This window comes from Gemmiger sp. An194, from assembly GCF_002160145.1.
GTDB lineage: Bacteria > Bacillota > Clostridia > Oscillospirales > Ruminococcaceae > Allofournierella.
In genome coordinates this window covers 146,232-163,440 of record NZ_NFKA01000003.1, presented here as the reverse complement: position 1 = coordinate 163,440, position 17,209 = coordinate 146,232, and the positions used below count along the sequence as shown (strand labels likewise).

14 protein-coding genes are annotated in these 17,209 nt (G+C 62.3%); 13 read left to right on the top strand and 1 reads right to left on the bottom strand.

What is annotated here, in order from left to right:
- Positions 1-69: 69 nt before the first annotated feature.
- The 7 genes from purM to purB all read left to right on the top strand — a co-directional run bounded on the left by purM (position 70) and on the right by purB (position 10,517).
- Complete coding sequence (gene purM, locus B5F28_RS03060; RefSeq protein WP_087293256.1) at positions 70-1,110, top strand: phosphoribosylformylglycinamidine cyclo-ligase; 1,041 nt, start codon at positions 70-72, stop codon at positions 1,108-1,110.
- The gene (gene purN, locus B5F28_RS03055) at positions 1,104-1,700 is read left to right on the top strand and encodes a phosphoribosylglycinamide formyltransferase (RefSeq protein ID WP_087293254.1); all 597 of its coding nucleotides are present in this window, start codon (positions 1,104-1,106) and stop codon (positions 1,698-1,700) included. Before purM ends, purN begins: the two co-directional genes overlap by 7 nt.
- 41 nt (positions 1,701-1,741) lie before the next feature.
- On the top strand, positions 1,742-2,479 hold the full coding sequence (locus tag B5F28_RS03050; protein ID WP_087293252.1) for an IMP cyclohydrolase: 738 nt from the start codon (positions 1,742-1,744) through the stop codon (positions 2,477-2,479).
- A 16-nt stretch (positions 2,480-2,495) separates the two neighbouring features.
- Positions 2,496-3,668 (top strand): phosphoribosylaminoimidazolecarboxamide formyltransferase, encoded by a 1,173-nt coding sequence (locus tag B5F28_RS03045; RefSeq protein WP_087293250.1) that lies wholly within the window; start codon positions 2,496-2,498, stop codon positions 3,666-3,668.
- Positions 3,669-4,007: 339 nt separating this feature from the next.
- Positions 4,008-5,297, top strand: a complete 1,290-nt coding sequence (purD, locus tag B5F28_RS03040) for a phosphoribosylamine--glycine ligase (RefSeq protein ID WP_087293248.1) — start codon at positions 4,008-4,010, stop codon at positions 5,295-5,297.
- 4 nt (positions 5,298-5,301) lie between these two features.
- Positions 5,302-9,003: a phosphoribosylformylglycinamidine synthase gene (locus B5F28_RS03035; protein ID WP_087293246.1), complete on the top strand. Its 3,702-nt coding sequence runs from the start codon at positions 5,302-5,304 to the stop codon at positions 9,001-9,003.
- Between the two features lie 80 nt (positions 9,004-9,083).
- Entirely contained in the window at positions 9,084-10,517 is a 1,434-nt protein-coding gene (purB, locus tag B5F28_RS03030; protein WP_087293244.1) for an adenylosuccinate lyase, read from the top strand.
- Positions 10,518-10,617: 100 nt separating this feature from the next.
- Here the strand turns inward: purB and B5F28_RS03025 are convergent, their stop codons facing one another.
- A complete protein-coding gene (locus B5F28_RS03025) occupies positions 10,618-11,202 on the bottom strand; it encodes a TetR/AcrR family transcriptional regulator (protein WP_087293242.1) in 585 nt (194 codons plus the stop codon).
- 302 nt (positions 11,203-11,504) lie between these two features.
- Here B5F28_RS03025 and B5F28_RS03020 point away from each other — a divergent pair, with 302 nt between their 5' ends.
- The 6 genes from B5F28_RS03020 (at position 11,505) to B5F28_RS02995 (ending at position 17,091) form a co-directional block, all read left to right on the top strand.
- A complete protein-coding gene (locus tag B5F28_RS03020; RefSeq protein WP_158097500.1) occupies positions 11,505-11,993 on the top strand; it encodes a pyridoxamine 5'-phosphate oxidase family protein in 489 nt (162 codons plus the stop codon).
- Position 11,994: 1 nt separating this feature from the next.
- A complete protein-coding gene (locus tag B5F28_RS03015) occupies positions 11,995-12,723 on the top strand; it encodes a pseudouridine synthase (RefSeq protein WP_087293238.1) in 729 nt (242 codons plus the stop codon).
- A 258-nt stretch (positions 12,724-12,981) separates the two neighbouring features.
- Positions 12,982-14,064, top strand: coding sequence for a PucR family transcriptional regulator (locus B5F28_RS03010; RefSeq protein ID WP_087183159.1), 1,083 nt, complete (start codon positions 12,982-12,984; stop codon positions 14,062-14,064).
- A gap of 210 nt (positions 14,065-14,274) precedes the next feature.
- The gene (ftsE, locus tag B5F28_RS03005) at positions 14,275-14,979 is read left to right on the top strand and encodes a cell division ATP-binding protein FtsE (protein ID WP_087293236.1); all 705 of its coding nucleotides are present in this window, start codon (positions 14,275-14,277) and stop codon (positions 14,977-14,979) included.
- Positions 14,976-15,884: a permease-like cell division protein FtsX gene (gene ftsX, locus B5F28_RS03000; RefSeq protein ID WP_087293234.1), complete on the top strand. Its 909-nt coding sequence runs from the start codon at positions 14,976-14,978 to the stop codon at positions 15,882-15,884. Before ftsE ends, ftsX begins: the two co-directional genes overlap by 4 nt.
- Before the next feature lie 52 nt (positions 15,885-15,936).
- Positions 15,937-17,091 carry a murein hydrolase activator EnvC family protein gene (locus B5F28_RS02995; protein WP_087293232.1) on the top strand — a complete coding sequence of 385 codons (1,155 nt, stop codon included), beginning with the start codon at positions 15,937-15,939 and terminating at the stop codon, positions 17,089-17,091.
- Positions 17,092-17,209 lie beyond the last annotated feature (118 nt).

Sequence of the window (17,209 nt, the reverse complement as noted above, 5' to 3'; positions counted from 1 at the left end):
TGAATCGCCGGGGCCATTTTTCCGTGGCCCCGGCCTTGCCCGTGAAATGGGCATAATAAGGAGGAACAAATGGAAAAGAGCTTTTCTGCCAGCTACGCCGCTGCCGGTGTGGACATCACCGCCGGTTACAAGGCCGTGGAACTGATGAAGCGGCATGTGGCCCGCACCGTGATCCCCGGCGTGATGGGTGGTCTGGGCGGCTTCGGCGGTCTGTTTGAGCTGGACTGCACCAATATGCCCCACCCGGTTCTGGTCTCCGGCACCGACGGCGTGGGCACCAAGCTGAAGATCGCCTTCCTGATGGACAAGCACGACACCGTGGGCATCGACTGTGTGGCCATGTGCGTGAACGACGTGGTCTGCGCCGGCGCCAAGCCCCTGATCTTCCTGGATTACATCGCCTGCGGCAAGAACGTGCCCGAGCGCATTGCCCAGATGGTGGCCGGTGTGGCCGAGGGCTGCGTGCAGGCAGGCTGCGCCCTGGTGGGCGGCGAGACCGCCGAGATGCCCGGCTTCTACCCGGAGGATGAGTACGACCTGGCGGGCTTCACCGTGGGCGCCGTGGACAAGAGCAAGATTCTGTCCAACGAGGCAATGGTTCCCGGCGATGTGATCATCGCCCTGCCCTCCTCCGGCGTGCATTCCAACGGCTTCTCTCTGGTGCGCCGGGTCTTTGATCTGGAGAACCATCCCGAGGTGCTGAAGGAGTACCACGAGGAGCTGGGCTGCACTCTGGGCGAGGCCCTGCTGGCTCCCACCCGCATCTACGTGAAGCAGGTTCTGGCCGTGATGGACCAGATCGCCGTGAAGGGCGTGTCCCACATCACCGGCGGCGGCTTCTACGAGAACATCCCCCGCAGCCTGAAGGCGGGCTGCAAGGCCGTCATCAAGAAGGAGGATGTGCGCACTCCCGCCCTGTTCGGCTTCATCCAGAAGGCGGGCAACATCCCCGAGCGCGACATGTTCAACACCTTCAACATGGGCGTTGGCATGATCCTGACCGTTGCCAAGGAAGACGCGGACAAGGCCCTGGCCATCCTGAAGGAGCAGGGCGAGGACGCCTACATCCTGGGCGTGATCGGCGAAGGCGAGGGCGTGGAGTTATGCTGAACATCGCGGTTCTGGTCTCCGGCGGCGGCACCAACCTGCAGGCCATCCTGGACAGCCAGGCCCGGGGAGAAATCCCCCACGGCCGGGTGAGCCTGGTGGTTGCATCGAGGCCCGGCGTTTACGCGCTGGAGCGGGCCGAAAAGGCCGGCGTGCCCGGCGTGGTGGTGCGCCGCAAGGATTACGAGAGCAGCGAGGCCTTCGACGCGGCCCTGCTGAACGTTTTGAAGGAAAATCACATCGACCTGGTGGTGCTGGCGGGCTTTCTGTCCATTCTGGGTCCCAGCGTCATCGCCGCCTACCCGGAGCGCATCCTGAACGTGCACCCCAGCCTGATCCCCAGCTTCTGCGGCGAGGGCTTCTACGGCCTGCGGGTGCATGAAGCGGCTCTTGCCAAGGGCGTGAAGGTGACCGGCGCCACCGTGCATTTCGTCAACGAGATCTGCGACGGCGGCCGCATCCTCAAGCAGAAGGCCGTGGAGGTGCAGCCCGGCGATACCCCGGAGATTTTGCAGCGCCGGGTGATGGAGCAGGCGGAATGGATCATCCTGCCCGCCGCCATCGCAGAGGTCTGCGAGGAATACGACAAGTAAAAACTGATCTATATCATACGATTTGGAATATGGAGGCCAAGATGGAACAGCTGGATCTGTACAAACTGGTGAACGAAAATGCCTACCCCGGCCGGGGCATCGTGCTGGGCCTTGCCCCCAGCGGCAAGAAGGCGCTGATCGCCTACTTTATCATGGGCCGCAGCGCCAACAGCCGCAACCGGGTATTTGACCCGGTGCCCGAGATCGGCGGCATCCGCACCCTGGCGGCCGACCCCGCCAAGCTGGAGGACCCCAGCCTGATCATCTACAACCCGGTGCGCACCGTGGCGAATGCTCATATCGTGACCAACGGTGACCAGACCGACACCGTGTACGAGTTCATGGCCCGTGGCGAGCGCTTTGAGGACGCCCTGCGCACCCGTACCTTTGAGCTGGACGGCCCCAACTGGACCCCCCGCATCAGCGGTCTGGTGGAGCTGGAGGAGGGCAAATGCAGCTACAAGCTGTCCATTCTGAAGAGCGCAGACGGCAACGGCGAAAGCTGCCGCCGCTACTTCTTCGAGTACCCCGTCCCGGTGGCGGGCGAGGGCCACTTCATCCACACCTACAAGTGCGACGGCAACCCCATCCCCAGCTTTGAGGGCGAGCCGGAGAAGATCGCCCTGCCCGAGGAGGCCGAGGAGCTGGCCACCAACCTGTGGGTAAACCTGAACGAGGACAACAAGGTCAGCCTGTTCGTGCGTGCCATCGACCTGGCCACCGGCGAGACCGAAGACGTGATCATCAACAAGTACGACGCTGTTTGCGACGAAGAATAAGGGGGAGAACGATACCATGACCGAACTGGAACTGAAATACGGCTGTAACCCCAACCAGAAACCCGCCCGCATCTTCATCAAGGAGGGCGAGCTGCCGGTGACCGTTTTGAACGGCAAGCCCGGCTACATCAACTTCCTGGACGCGCTGAACTCCTGGCAGCTGGTCAAGGAGCTGAAGCAGGCCACCGGCCTGCCCGCCGCCGCTTCCTTCAAGCACGTTTCCCCGGCGGGCGCGGCCCTGGGCCTGCCCCTGGACGATACTTTGAAGAAGATGTACTTCTGCGAGGGCCTGGAGCTGAGCCCCCTGGCCTGCGCCTACGCCCGCGCCCGCGGCGCCGACCGCATGAGCAGCTTCGGCGACTGGATCGCCCTGTCCGATGTGTGCGACGAGAGCACCGCCAAGGTCATCCAGCATGAGGTGACCGACGGCATCATCGCCCCCGGCTACACCGACGAGGCTCTGGCCATTCTGAAGGCAAAGCGCAAGGGCGGCTACAACATCGTGCAGATCGACCCGGACTATCAGCCCGAGCCCATCGAGCGCAAGCAGGTTTACGGCGTCGTGTTCGAGCAGGGCCGCAACGAGCTGAAGATCGACGAGTCCATGCTGGAGAACCTGGTCACCGACAACAAGACCCTCACCGACGAGCAGAAGCGTGACCTGATGCTCTGCCTCATCACCCTGAAATACACCCAGTCCAACAGCGTGTGCTACGCCCAGGGCGGCCAGGTGATCGGCGTAGGCGCCGGCCAGCAGAGCCGCATCCACTGCACCCGTCTGGCGGGCAACAAGGCCGACATCTGGCAGCTGCGCCATCATCCCAAGGTGCTGGCCCTGCCCTTCCGGGAGGATATCGCCCGCCCCAACCGGGACAACGCCATCGACGTTTACATCAGCGATGAGTACGAGGATGTGATCGGCGACGACATGTGGGCCGAGACCTTCACTGAGCAGCCCGCCCCCCTCACCGCTGAGGAAAAGAAGGCATGGCTGGCCCAGGTGAAGGGCGTGGTGCTGGGCAGCGACGCCTTCTTCCCCTTCGGCGACAACATCGAGCGCGCCCGCCGCAGCGGCGTGGAAGCCATTGTGCAGCCCGGCGGTTCCATCCGGGACCAGCAGGTCATCGACACCTGCAACAAATACGGCATCGCCATGGCCTTCTGCGGCATCCGGCTGTTCCACCACTAAGGAGAACCGGCTGCGCGGCACAAATTTGTGCCATTGGGCTTTTTGCCTTGCCGCGATTTTGTTATAATATAAGACGGAACCGCGCTATTCCAGGCGGTGGAACGCGTCAAAAAATTTTTTGTGAGATGAACCAAAAAGCACAGCCAATCCTTGGTGGATTGGCGAGCATTTTTGGAAAATATCACGGAAAATTTTGACGTGGGCCGCCGCCTGAGCCATAAGGCGTGAATGGCGTGGGGGCGTCTCGAGCCAGACGACCATAAGAGAGCATGAAAAGGCCGTCTGGCTTTTTGAATGCTCCACACTTGCCTGCATGGAACGAAAGAGGGAATCAAGCGCATGAAAATATTGGTTGTGGGTGGCGGCGGCCGTGAGCACGCCATCGTGAAAAAACTGAAGGAGAGCCCCCTTTGCACCGAGCTGTGGGCGGCCCCCGGCAACGGCGGCATCGCCTGCGACGCCAAATGCAAGAACATTTCGGCCACAGACATCGAGGCCCAGGTCGCTTTTGCGAAGGAAGAGGGCTTTGACTATGTGGTGGTCGCGCCGGACGATCCGCTGGCTCTGGGCCTGGTGGACAAGCTGGCCGAGGCGGGCATTCCGGCCTTTGGTCCCAGCGCCGCCGCGGCCCGCATCGAGGCCAGCAAGGTGTTCAGCAAGGACCTGATGAAGAAGTACGGCATCCCCACCGCGAAGTACGAGGTGTTCACCGAGGCCGATGCGGCCATGGCCTACATCAAGGCCGAGGGCAGCTATCCGGTGGTCATCAAGGCGGACGGTCTGGCGCTGGGCAAGGGCGTGCTGATCTGCCAGAACGAAGCCGAGGCCGAGACCGCGCTGCACGAGATGATCGACGAGAAGAAGTTCGGCGCATCCGGCACCCGGGTGGTGGTGGAGGAGTTCCTCACCGGCCCCGAGGTGAGCGTGCTGGCCTTCGCCGACGGAGAGACTCTGAAGCCCATGGTTTCCAGCATGGACCACAAGCGCGCGCTGGACGGCGACGAGGGCCTGAACACCGGCGGCATGGGCACCATCGCCCCCAATCCCTGCTACACCCCCGAGGTGGCTGAGGAATGCCGCAAGCAGATCTTCGAGCCCACCATGAAGGCCATGCAGGCCGAGGGTTGCCCCTTCAAGGGCTGCCTGTACTTCGGTCTGATGATCACCCCCAAGGGCCCCCGGGTGATCGAGTACAACTGCCGCTTCGGCGACCCCGAGACCCAGGTGGTGCTGCCTTTGCTGGACAGCGACCTGCTCCAGATCATGCTGGCCTGCACGAACGGCACCCTGGCGGACACCGAGGTGAAGTTCAAGAACGAGAGCGCCGCCTGCGTGATTCTGGCCAGCGGCGGCTACCCCGAGCACTACGAAAAGGGCAAGGAGATCACCGGCCTTGAAAACGGGCAGGTGCCCGGCAGCGATGTGGTGGTCTACCACGCCGGTACCGCCGAGAAGGACGGCAAGCTGGTGACCAGCGGCGGCCGCGTGCTGGGCGTGAGCGCCACCGCCCCCACCCTGGAAAAAGCGCTGGAAAAGGCCTACGCCGCCAGCGAGCAGATTTATTTTGACAAGCTGCACAAGCGCGCCGACATCGGCCGCCGTGCCCTGAACGCCTTAAAAGGAGAGTGAACCCATGGTATACCGCATTTATGTGGAGAAGAAAAAGGGCTTTGACCACGAGGCCCAGAACCTGCTGGGCGAGGTGCACGGCCTGCTGGGCATCCAGTCGGTGACCGGCCTGCGCATTCTGAACCGTTATGATGTGGAGGGTGTGAGCGAGGAACTGTTCCGCAGCTGCATCCCCACCGTATTCAGCGAGCCTCCGGTGGACGACACCTGCGACCACTGCCCCGAGGCGGACGTGGTGTTCGCGGTGGAATACCTGCCCGGTCAGTTTGACCAGCGGGCCGCTTCCGCCAGCGAGTGCATCCAGCTGATCAGCCAGGGCGAGCGCCCCACCGTGCGCACCGCCCGGGTATATCTGATCACCGGCAACCCCACCGAGGCGGAGCTGGCTCAGATCAAGAAGTATGTCATCAACCCGGTGGAGGCACGCGAAGCCAGCCTCTCCCGCAAGGATACCCTGCAGATGGAGTACCCCACCCCCAGCACCGTGGAGACCCTCACCGGCTTCTGTGAGCTGGACGAGGAGGGCCTGGCCAACTTCGTGAAGGAGAAGGGTCTGGCCATGGACGAGGCGGACATCGCCTTCTGCCAGAACTACTTCCGGTTTGAAAAGCGGGACCCCACCATCACCGAGATCCGCATGATCGATACCTACTGGTCCGATCACTGCCGCCACACCACCTTCGGCACCATTCTGGACGAGATCGAGATCCGGGATGTGCAGGTGAAGAAGGCCTTCGACAACTACCTGACCATGCGCAAGGCGGTATACGCCGGACGCAAGAAGAATATGTGCCTGATGGACCTTGCCACCATCGGCGCCAAGTATCTGGCCAGCATCGGCAAGCTGAAGAATCTGGACGAGTCCGAGGAGATCAACGCCTGCACCGTGAAGATCAAGTGCGATGTGGACGGCGAGGAGCAGGACTGGCTGTATCTGTTCAAAAACGAGACCCACAACCACCCCACCGAGATCGAGCCCTTCGGCGGCGCGGCCACCTGCATCGGCGGCGCCATCCGTGACCCCCTGTCCGGCCGCAGCTATGTCTATCAGGCCATGCGCGTGACCGGCGCGGGCGACCCGCTGGTTCCGGTGAGCGAGACCATGGCGGGCAAGCTGCCCCAGCGCAAGCTGGTCACCACCGCCGCCGCCGGTTACTCCAGCTACGGCAACCAGATCGGTCTGGCCACCGGTCAGGTGGATGAGCTGTACCACCCCGGCTACGTGGCCAAGCGCCTGGAGATCGGCGCTGTGGTGGGCGCGGCTCCCGCTTCCAACGTGCGCCGTGAGGTGCCCGCTGCCGGCGATATCGTGGTGCTGCTGGGCGGCGCCACCGGCCGCGACGGCTGCGGCGGCGCCACCGGCTCCTCCAAGGCCCACAAGCTGGAGAGCCTGGAGACCTGCGGCGCTGAGGTGCAGAAGGGCAACGCCCCCATCGAGCGCAAGCTGCAGCGTCTGTTCCGCCGCCCCGAGGCCACCCGCCTGATCAAGCGCTGCAACGACTTCGGCGCGGGCGGTGTGTCCGTTGCCATCGGCGAGCTGGCCGACGGCCTGGCCATCGACCTGGATGCCGTGCCCAAGAAGTACGAGGGCCTGGACGGCACCGAGCTGGCCATCAGCGAGAGCCAGGAGCGCATGGCCGTTGTGCTGGCACCCCAGGATGTGGAGGCCTTCGTGAAGCTGGCCCATGAGGAAAACCTGGATGCCACCGTGGTGGCCACCGTCACCGAGGACCCCCGCCTGACCATGACCTGGAAGGGCAACACCATCGTAAACATCAGCCGCAACTTCCTGAACTCCAACGGTGCCGAAAAGCGCGCCCGGGTTCTGGTCTATGATTGCCAGGACTACAAGGTGGACTGGAAGGGCGAGACCTGGGCCGAGAAGATGCAGAATCTGGTCACCGACCTGAATGTGTGCAGCAAGAAGGGCCTGTCCGAGCGGTTCGACTCCACCATCGGCGCGGCCACCGTGCTCATGCCCTTCGGCGGCAAGTATCAGCTGACCCCCGCGCAGGCCATGGCGGCCAAGCTGCCGGTGAACGGCGAGACCACCACCTGCAGCGGCATGGCCTGGGGTTACAACCCCTACCTGATGGAGAAAAAGCAGTACAGCGGCGCATATCTGGCCGTTGTGGAGAGCATCTCCAAGCTGGTGGCCAGCGGCTTTCGCTATGAGGATGCCTACCTGACCTTCCAGGAATACTTCGAGCGTCTGGGCGATGTGCCCGAGCGCTGGGGCAAGCCCTTTGCCGCCCTGCTGGGTGCTCTGATGGCCCAGGTGGATCTGGGCGTGGCCGCCATCGGCGGCAAGGACAGCATGTCCGGCAGCTTTGAGGATCTGGATGTGCCCCCCACTCTGGTGAGCTTCGCCACCGCCATCGGCAATACCAAGAACGTGATCAGCCCCGAGTTCAAGGCTGCGGGCAGCAAGGTGGTCTGGCTGTATCCCGAATATCAGGATAAGCTGGAGCTGCGCCCTGAGCCCCACAGCCTGAAGAAGCTGTACAAGAAGGTGGAGGAGCTGATCGCTTCCGGCAAGGTGAAGGCCGCTTATACCCCCGGCTACGGCTGCGCCGCCGAGGCTCTGTTCAAAATGTGCCTGGGCAACCGGCTGGGCTTTGCGCTGGATGCCGCCCGTGATCCGGAGAACCTGTTCCATCCCGCCTACGGCAGCTTCATCCTGGAGGTGGAGCCGGATCTGGAGCTGAACGAGGGCGTTGTCCTGGGTACCGTTACCGAGACCTACGCGCTGAAGATCGCGGGCGAGACCATCGACCTGGCCGCCCTGCAGGAGGCCTGGGAGGGCAAGCTGGAGCCGGTGTTCCCCTACCGCAAGGCAGGCGCCACCGTGGACAAGATCAGCTACGAGGCCACCGAGCGCAAGGCTCCGGCCATCGGCATCGCCAAGCCCAAGGTCATCATTCCCGTATTCCCCGGCACCAACTGCGAGTACGACACCGCCCGTGCCTTTGCCCGCGCCGGTGCGGACCCGAAGGTGCTGGTCATCAACAACCTGAGCGCCTCGGCGGTTGCCGAGAGCTGCGCCGCCCTGACCCAGGCCATCCGGGAGAGCCAGATCGTGATGCTGCCCGGCGGCTTCTCCGGCGGCGACGAGCCGGACGGCAGCGCCAAGTTCATCACCGCCTTCCTGCGGGCTCCCTCGGTCACCGAGGCGGTGCACGAGCTGCTCCAGAAGCGCGACGGCCTGATGCTGGGCATCTGCAACGGCTTCCAGGCGCTGATCAAGCTGGGTCTCGTGCCCTACGGCGAGATCCGCCCCATCACTGCGGAATGCCCCACCCTGACCTTCAACACCATCAACCGCCACCAGAGCATGCTGGTGAACACCCGCATCGCCTCGGGCAAGAGCCCCTGGCTGAGCCGCTGCAGCGTGGACGAGGTCCACACCATCGCCATCAGCCACGGCGAGGGCCGCTTCGTGGCCAGCGATGAGGTGGTGAAGAGCCTGATCGCCAACGGTCAGGTGGCCACCCAGTATGTGGACGCGGCGGGCCAGCCCACCATGGACCTGCGCTACAACCCCAACGGCAGCGTGCTGGCCATCGAGGGCATCACCAGCCCGGACGGCCGTGTGCTGGGCAAGATGGGCCACACCGAGCGCAGCGGCGACGAGCTGTACAAGAACGTGCCCGGCAACAAGTACCAGCCCCTGTTCGAGGGCGGCGTGGATTACTTCAAGCTGTAAGCACAAAAAACAAAGAGGGCGGGCGAGGCCTTATGCGCCCCGCCCGCCCTTTATGAGAAACCAGAGAAAGGGGAACCAATATGTCCCACGATAAATACATCTCTCCCTTCGAGACCCGTTACGCCTCCCCCGAGATGCAGTACATCTTCTCGGAGGACAACAAGTTCCGCACCTGGCGCCGGTTGTGGATCGCCCTGGCCAAGGCCGAGAAGGCTAACGGCCTGAACATCACCGACGAGCAGATCGCCGAGCTGGAGGCCCACAAGGACGACATCAACTATGAGGATGCCATCCGCCGTGAGAAGGAATGCCGCCATGACGTGATGAGCCATGTGTACGCCTACGGCCTGCAGTGCCCCAATGCAAAGGGCATCATCCATCTGGGCGCCACCAGCTGCTACGTGGGCGACAACACCGACGTGCTGGTGATGAAGGAGGGCCTGGAGCTGGTGCAGAAGAAGCTGGTGGGCGTTCTGGCTCTGCTGGCCAAGTTTGCGGATGAGTACAAGGATATGCCCGCCCTGGCCTACACCCATCTGCAGCCCGCCCAGCTTACCACCGTGGGCAAGCGCGCCAGCCTGTGGCTGAACGAGCTGTACATGGACTACGAGGAGATCACCAGCCGCATGAACGCTCTGGCCCTGCTGGGCAGCAAGGGCACCACCGGCACCCAGGCCAGCTTCGTGGAGCTGTTCGAGGGCGACTCCGCCCGCATCAAGGCGGTGGAGGCCTCCATCGCCGCCGAGCTGGGCTTCGACAAGGTGGTTCCCGTGTCCGGCCAGACCTACAGCCGCAAGGTGGACTTCCAGGTGCTGAGCGCTTTGTCCGGCCTTGCCCAGAGCGCCATGAAGATGTGCACCGACATCCGCATCCTGGCCAACTTCAAGGAGATGGAGGAGCCCTTTGAGAAGAACCAGATCGGTTCCTCCGCCATGCCCTACAAGCGCAACCCCATGCGCTGCGAGCGCGTCTGCGCCCTGGCCCGCTACCTGATGGTGGACATCCTGAACCCGGCCTTCACCGCCGGCACCCAGTGGTTCGAGCGTACCCTGGACGACTCCGCCAACAAGCGCATCGCTGTGGCCGAGGCCTTCCTGGCCGCCGATTCCATCCTGAACATCCTGCTCAACGTGTGCGACGGCCTGGTGGTGTATCCCAAGGTCATCCGCAGCCGCGTGATGGCCGAGCTGCCCTTCATGGCTGCCGAGAACATCATGATGAGCGCCGTGAAGAAGGGCGGCGACCGTCAGGAGCTGCACGAGAAGCTGCGCCAGCACTCCATCGCCGCCGCCGCGCAGGTGAAGGAGGAGGGCATGCCCAACGACCTGATCGACCGTGTGGTGAACGACGCCAGCTTCGGCCTGACCCATGCCGACATCGACGGCGTTCTGGTGCCCGAGCACTTCACCGGCCGCAGCGCCCAGCAGGTGGAGGAGTTCCTCAACGAGGTCATCCGCCCCGTGCTGGCCGCTCACCCCGAGGCTGCGGGCCAGCACGCCGAGCTGAACGTCTGATTGTACAGGCGCGTCGGCTCCGGCTGACATAAAAAAAAACGCCCTCTGCTCTTTCAAACAAAAGCAGAGGGCGTTTTGCATACAGGGAAGGGAATGCAGCTCAGGGCCGGCAGTCCAGCGCGATGCGCAGCAGCAGGGCGTAATCGTCCAGCGCGCGGATCAGATCGTATTTGCCGCCCCGCTTGGCCCAGTCGGAGCCGTGGCCCCGCACCGAGACCATCACCATGCGGGCGCACTGCTCCGGCGGGAAGGGGCAGGTGAACCGGCCGCTGGCCGCGCCCCGGATCATCAGCTCCTCCAGAATCCGGCTGATGGGCCGGCTCTCGGAAAGATAGTTGCGCTTGGCATCGTGGGCGGGGGCGCTGGTCAAACAGCGGCAGACCCCCGCGCCCACCCGCTGGCAGTAAACGCCGTAGCTGTGGATGAACCGGTCCAGATTGGCCGCCTCATCCGGCCCGAAGCGGGGGAGCACTTCCTGCTGGTAAAAATCGTCGATGCCCGCGAAAAAGGCCAAAAGCAGATCGGCTTTTTCCGGGAAATAGTGATAAAAGGTGCCGGTGGATATTCCGAGGCTGGTGCAGATGCCCCGTACGGTCAGGTTTTCGTAGCCCACCTGATCGATCATAGGGTAGATCTGTTCCAGCAGTTCCTGGCGGCGGGCATTCTTTTTGACCGCTGTCCGCATGGGGCGAGACCTCCTTTTCTGGCGCAAACGCGCATACCGGTTTTTACCGGCAAACCATGAACTTATTATAGAACGAAATACACAGAAAAACAAATATTTTGTGGAAATAAATTGAAATAATACAAAAAGAAACACAGAACGGGCCCTTGAGGCCGGAATGTGCTATAATACGATAGGCAATGCTGCATCGTTCCGGATGGAGGAACGCGCCGGAAGCGCTTACTGTGAAGGATGCAGTGCTGCCCATACAGAATCAACGGGCCTCAAAGTGGTCCGAACAAAAAGGAAAGGCGGGAAAAACGATGCGGGAGCTGTGCCGGGTCGATCGAAAACTGAGTGAGGAGGATGCAAAGGAGGTGCTGCGCAAGGCGAGCTTCGGCACGCTGGCCACCATCAATGAGGACGGCTGGCCCTACGCCGCGCCCATGGCCTTTGCCCTGGAGGGCGACACCCTCTACTTCCATTCGGCCAAGCGGGGCCAGAAGCTGGAGAACATCACCCGGGACGGCCGGGCCAGCTTCACGGCGGTGCTCTACGCCCACAACGTGCCCGAGCGGTTCGAGGTAATCTACGCCAGCGCCATCGCCCAGGGACCGGTGCGCATCCTCACCGAGGAGAGCGAGCGGATGGCGGCCATGCGGGCCATCTGCGAAAAATACTCCGCCGACCATGTGGACACCCCCGCCTACGAGCGCACCATGAAGGGCATGTCCGCGGTGGTCATGTTCGCGCTGGACATCCAGCAGCTGCGGGGCAAGGCCAACAAGGGCCGTCTGCTGGAGGAGAACTGAGATGCGGCTGGACAAGTTCGTTGCCCAGAGCCTGCAGCTGCCCCGCAGCGCGGCCCGCACCCTAATCACCAGGGGTCGGGTCATGGTGGATGGAAAGGTCTGCAAAAAGGCCGACACCGCTCTGTCCGGTGCCGAGACGGTGACCGCCGAGGGCAAGCCCCTCAGCTGCCAGCAGTTCGTGTACATTATGCTCAATAAGCCCAAGGGCGTTGTGAGCGCCAGCACCGACAAGCGGGATCGCACCGTGGTGGACCTGCTGGAAGGCGCCTTCCCCCGGCGGGAGCTGTTCCCGGCGGGCCGGCTGGACAAGACCAGCACCGGCTTTGTGCTGCTCACCGACGACGGGGCCTTCGCCCACGCGATTCTTTCGCCCCGCCGCCACGTGCCCAAGACCTACCGGGTGGAGCTGGACACCCCGGTCACCCCGGCCATGGTGGCCGCCTTTGAGGAGGGTGTGACCCTGGCGGATGGGGAGCGGATGCAGCCCGCGGGCCTCATCCCGGACCCGGAGAACCCGCTTGCCGCCACCGTGGTGCTGCGGCAGGGGGTCTACCACCAGATCAAGCGGATGTTCGGCGTGCTGGATGCGGGAGTCAACGAGCTGCACCGGCAGGCCATCGGAGGCCTTTCGCTGGACCCGGAGCTGGCCCCGGGCCAGTGGCGGGAGCTTTCCGCCGAAGAGCTGGCCCAGCTTGCGCCCGGTCTTGCCCCGGGCGGCGAAAATGCCTGAAAATGGCCTTGTGAAGCCGTTTTTTTGCAGTTCTTTCAAAGAACTTACACAATTTTGTCGTAGACTAAAAGGGCGCCTGAACCCCGGGTTTTTGGCCGGTATTCAAAATTACACAATAAATGGCAGAAAAAATCGTTGAAATATGTTGCAAAAGTATATTCCCTTGTGTAAAATATACACAGAGAGCCTGTGCAATTGTTCAAATATCACAAAGCTTATTGTGGAAAACATTACCGTCAAATAAAAGGGGAGCGTATTATGGCAAACAGAGTGTTTCAGGGTGTTGTCTACCAGATGAAGGACGCCATCAATCGGGTGGTCGGTGTGGTGGATGAGACCGGCACCGTGATTTCCTGTTCCGATCTGAACATGATCGGCGAGGTGCGGGACGGCTTTGTGGCCGAGCGCCTGGCCGGCGACTGCTTCGTCAAGGACGGCTGCAGCTACCATCAGTTCAGCTCCAACAAGCACAACGATTACGCCGTGTATGTGGAAGGCACCGACGAGACTGCCGCTCAGTTTGCCAGCCTGCTCGCCATCAGCCTGCAGAGCATCAAGCAGTACCACGACGAGAAGTTCGACAAGGCCAACTTCATCAAGAACGTGGTGCTGGATAACATCCTGCCCGGCGATATCTACGCCAAGGCCCGCGAGCTGCACTTTGCCACCGATGTGTCCCGGGTGGTGTTCCTGATCCGCGTGACCAGCGGCACCGACATCTCCGCCTATGATGTGGTGAGCAGCCTGTTCCCGGACAAGCAGAAGGACTTCGTGTTCAACATCAGCGAGACCGACACCGTGCTGGTGAAGGAGATCAAGCGGGGCATCGATCAGAAGGATCTGGAAAAGCTGGCCTCCAGCATCGTGGACACCCTGTCCGGCGAGCATTACATCAAGGCCACCGTTGGCATCGGTACCCCCATCGCCAACGTGAAGGACCTGGCCGCCAGCTTCAAGGAAGCCCAGGTGGCCATGGAGGTGGGCAAGGTGTTCGACACCGAGCAGTCCATCATCAGCTACGACAATCTGGGCATCGCCCGCCTGATCTACCAGCTGCCCACCACCCTGTGCGAGATGTTCCTGCGCGAGGTGTTCAAGCAGGGCAGCATCGAAAGCCTGGACAATGAGACCCTGTTCACCATCCAGCGCTTCTTCGAGAACAATCTGAACGTTTCCGAGACCAGCCGCGGCCTGTTCGTACACCGCAACACCCTGGTGTACCGCCTGGAGAAGATCAAGAAGCTCACCGGTCTGGACCTGCGGGAATTCGACGACGCCATCGTGTTCAAGGTGGCACTGATGGTAAAGAAATATCTGAGCGCCAACCCGGCAAAATACTGATTGCGCGCAGGCCCCCAGGGCCTGTGCCGGGCGGCGATGTCTGCCCATGGGCCGGCCGCTATGCCGCGCCGCAGTGCAATTTTCGCACCGCGGTGCCGGCCGAATGCGCCGGCCCTCGTTTTGTAACAGCGAAACAGCAAGCAAAAAAGGAAAAACAGGCCGCACCCGCGGCCATGCCGCCCGCAGCCGGGCGGCGTATGGGGAGAAAAAATGATTGTATTTGACCGCGTTTCCAAGGTGTACCCCGGGGGCAACACCGCACTGAAAAATGTGAGCCTTCACATCCAAAAAGGCGAGTTCGTGTTTGTTCTGGGCCATTCCGGCGCGGGCAAATCCACCTTCCTCAAGCTGATCCTGCGGGAGGAAAAGGCCACCAGCGGCCGGGTGTTTGTGAACGGCAAGGACCTGACCCGAATGAAGGAAAAGGACGTGCCCTATCTGCGCCGCAACATGGGCGTGGTGTTCCAGGACTTCCGCCTCATTCCCAGCATGACCGCCTACGAGAACGTGGCTTTCGCCATGCGGGTGACCAACATCCCCGAAAAGAAGATCGCCAGCCGGGTGCCTTACGTGTTCAGCCTGGTGGGCCTTTCCGAAAAGATGGACAAATACCCGGATGAGCTTTCCGGCGGCGAGCAGCAGCGCGTGGCGCTGGCCCGTGCTCTGGTGCACAGCCCCCAGCTGATCATCGCCGACGAGCCCACCGGCAACATCGACCCGGAGCTGAGCATCGAGATGATGGAGCTGCTCAGCGCCATCAACAGCGTGGGCATCACCGTGGTGGTGGTTACCCACGAGCATGAGCTGGCCCGTCACTTCAGCAAGCGGGTCATCACCATTGACCACGGCAACGTGATCGACGACTCCCTGAACCGGCAGGAGTCCGGAGAAGATGCAGGGGAGGTGATCCTGTGAAGTGGTCCAGCTTTAAATACCTTGCCCGTCAGGGCCTTCACAACATGATCAACAACCGGCTGATGAGCTTTGCCAGCGTGGGCGTGCTCACCGTATGCCTCATCATCACCGGTGTGGCGGGTTTGTTCACCGCCAACATGAACAGCCTGATGATCTATCTGCGCAGCCAGAACGAGGTGGTCGTCTATCTGGACGAAAACCTGGACGAGACGGGTCTCGCCTCGGTGGACAGCGCTTTGCGCTCCATCAGCGGCCTGAAGGAAGTGAACTATGTCTCCAAGGATGAAGCGCTGGACCTGATGCGGGAATCCATGGGCGACAAGGGTGAGCTGTTCGATGTGTTCGAGGGCGAGGAAAACCCCTTCCTGGCCAACTACAAGGTGGTTCTGCAGGATGTGGGCCAGATGGAGGAGATCGTGCCCCAGCTGGAGAGCATCTCCGGCGTGGTGGACGTGAACGTGCCCACCGGCCTGTCTGACCTGGTGGTGAACATCCACAAGGCGGTCACCGTCATCAGTGTGGGCCTTGTGGTGGTGCTGGGCTTCGTGAGCATCGTGGTCATCAGCAATACCATCCGACTCACCGTGTTCGCCCGCCGCAAGGAGATCAACATTATGAAGTACGTGGGCGCCACCAACGGCTTCATTCGTCTGCCCTTCTTTGTGGAGGGCATCGCCGTGGGCCTGATCGCCGGTGTGATCTCCTCGGCCATCGTACTGGGCGGCTATCAGCTGCTGATCATCTACAGCGTGGATTTCCCCGCCTTCTGGGGCGCCATCTTGAACGACGTGCTGCTGGGCATGGGTCAGGTCTGGTGGAAGGTGCTGATCGCTTTCTTGGCCTTCGGCAGCCTGATCGGCAGCGTGGGCACCGCCACCTCCATCCGCAAATACCTGCACGTATAAACCGCGATCCGCGGCCGGCCGGCCGCGGGCGCCAGCAAAAGGAGCGATTCTCATGAGCAAGCAACTTCGAGCACCCTGGCGGCGGGCGCTGTGCGGCGCGCTGGCCCTTTGCATGGCTGCCGCATGCGGCGGCGCGGCGGTGAACGCCGACTATAAATCCGACTGGGAGAAGGCCGAGCAGGAGCTGAAAAAGGAAGAGCAGGTCCTCCAGCAGATCAAAAACGAGAAGAACAAGGCTGAGCAGCAGAAGAAGAGTCTGGAAAACCAGCAGACCATCATCATCAGCCAGATCAACGATACCATCGACCAGATCAACCAGAAGAACAGCGAGATCGCCATCCAGCAGCAGGCCATCGCGGATCAGCAGGCAGTGATCGACGAGCGCTGGGCGGACTTCAAGGAGCGCATGCAGGCCATGCAGGTGATGCAGGATACCGGCGCCGTGGCGGTGCTGGCCAGCGCCCAGAGCCTGTACGACCTGCTCACCTACTCCGACAACCTGCAGCGCATCAGCGAAAAGGACACCGAGATCCTGCAGGAGATGAACGACGAGAAGGCACGGCTGGAGGAAGAGGAGGCCGCTCTGGAAGCAGCCAAGGCGGATCTGGAGGATGCCAAAGCCGCCCTGGACAGCAAGGAGAACCAGTTGGCTGCCAACATCCAGGCCCAGAACAAGACCATCAGCGACAAGGAGGCCGCGGCTCAGGCCCAGGAGACTGTGGTGGCCGAGATGCAGAAGAAGGCCGATGAGGCCGAAAAGCAGTACGAGGCCTGGGTGGCCAGTCAGGCGTCCACCGGCAGCGGTGTGTGTGCCGAGGGCTTCCGCTGGCCGCTGGACATCGCCGGCCGGGTGACCACCGAGTTCGGCGCTACTCAGAACATCAACGGCGTGATTCAGACCGGCCACAGCGGCATGGACATCGCCGCTCCCTACGGCACCCCCATCAAGGCCGCCCATGACGGCGTCATCTCCTCCACCACCGGCCACTGGAGCTACGGCAACGTGGTCATGGTGGACAACGGCGACGGCGTGACCACCCTGTATGCCCACATGAGCAGCATTGCCGTGGGCGTGGGCCAGTCGGTGAAGCAGGGCGACGTGATCGGCTATGTGGGGTCCACCGGCAACTCCACCGGCAACCATCTGCATTTCGAAGTGCGCATCAACGGCGTGAAGCAGAACCCCCGCAACTACGTGGCGTTCTAATGATCGCCTCTAACCAGGAAAGGAGCCCCATGAAGGACAACAAAAAATTCGTTCGTGCCGTGAGCCTGGTGCTTGCCGTGCTTATGGCGCTCACCATCTTCAGCGCCATGGCGATCCA

Bases quoted from the DNA above. Each gene is read 5' to 3' on its own strand.
- purM (WP_087293256.1), top strand. From the start codon at position 70: ATGGAAAAGAGCTTTTCTGCCAGCTACGCCGCTGCCGGTGTGGACATC.
- purN (WP_087293254.1), top strand. From the start codon at position 1,104: ATGCTGAACATCGCGGTTCTGGTCTCCGGCGGCGGCACCAACCTGCAG.
- B5F28_RS03050 (WP_087293252.1), top strand. From the start codon at position 1,742: ATGGAACAGCTGGATCTGTACAAACTGGTGAACGAAAATGCCTACCCC.
- B5F28_RS03045 (WP_087293250.1), top strand. From the start codon at position 2,496: ATGACCGAACTGGAACTGAAATACGGCTGTAACCCCAACCAGAAACCC.
- purD (WP_087293248.1), top strand. From the start codon at position 4,008: ATGAAAATATTGGTTGTGGGTGGCGGCGGCCGTGAGCACGCCATCGTG.
- B5F28_RS03035 (WP_087293246.1), top strand. From the start codon at position 5,302: ATGGTATACCGCATTTATGTGGAGAAGAAAAAGGGCTTTGACCACGAG.
- purB (WP_087293244.1), top strand. From the start codon at position 9,084: ATGTCCCACGATAAATACATCTCTCCCTTCGAGACCCGTTACGCCTCC.
- B5F28_RS03025 (WP_087293242.1), bottom strand. From the start codon at position 11,202: ATGCGGACAGCGGTCAAAAAGAATGCCCGCCGCCAGGAACTGCTGGAA.
- B5F28_RS03020 (WP_158097500.1), top strand. From the start codon at position 11,505: ATGCGGGAGCTGTGCCGGGTCGATCGAAAACTGAGTGAGGAGGATGCA.
- B5F28_RS03015 (WP_087293238.1), top strand. From the start codon at position 11,995: ATGCGGCTGGACAAGTTCGTTGCCCAGAGCCTGCAGCTGCCCCGCAGC.
- B5F28_RS03010 (WP_087183159.1), top strand. From the start codon at position 12,982: ATGGCAAACAGAGTGTTTCAGGGTGTTGTCTACCAGATGAAGGACGCC.
- ftsE (WP_087293236.1), top strand. From the start codon at position 14,275: ATGATTGTATTTGACCGCGTTTCCAAGGTGTACCCCGGGGGCAACACC.
- B5F28_RS02995 (WP_087293232.1), top strand. From the start codon at position 15,937: ATGAGCAAGCAACTTCGAGCACCCTGGCGGCGGGCGCTGTGCGGCGCG.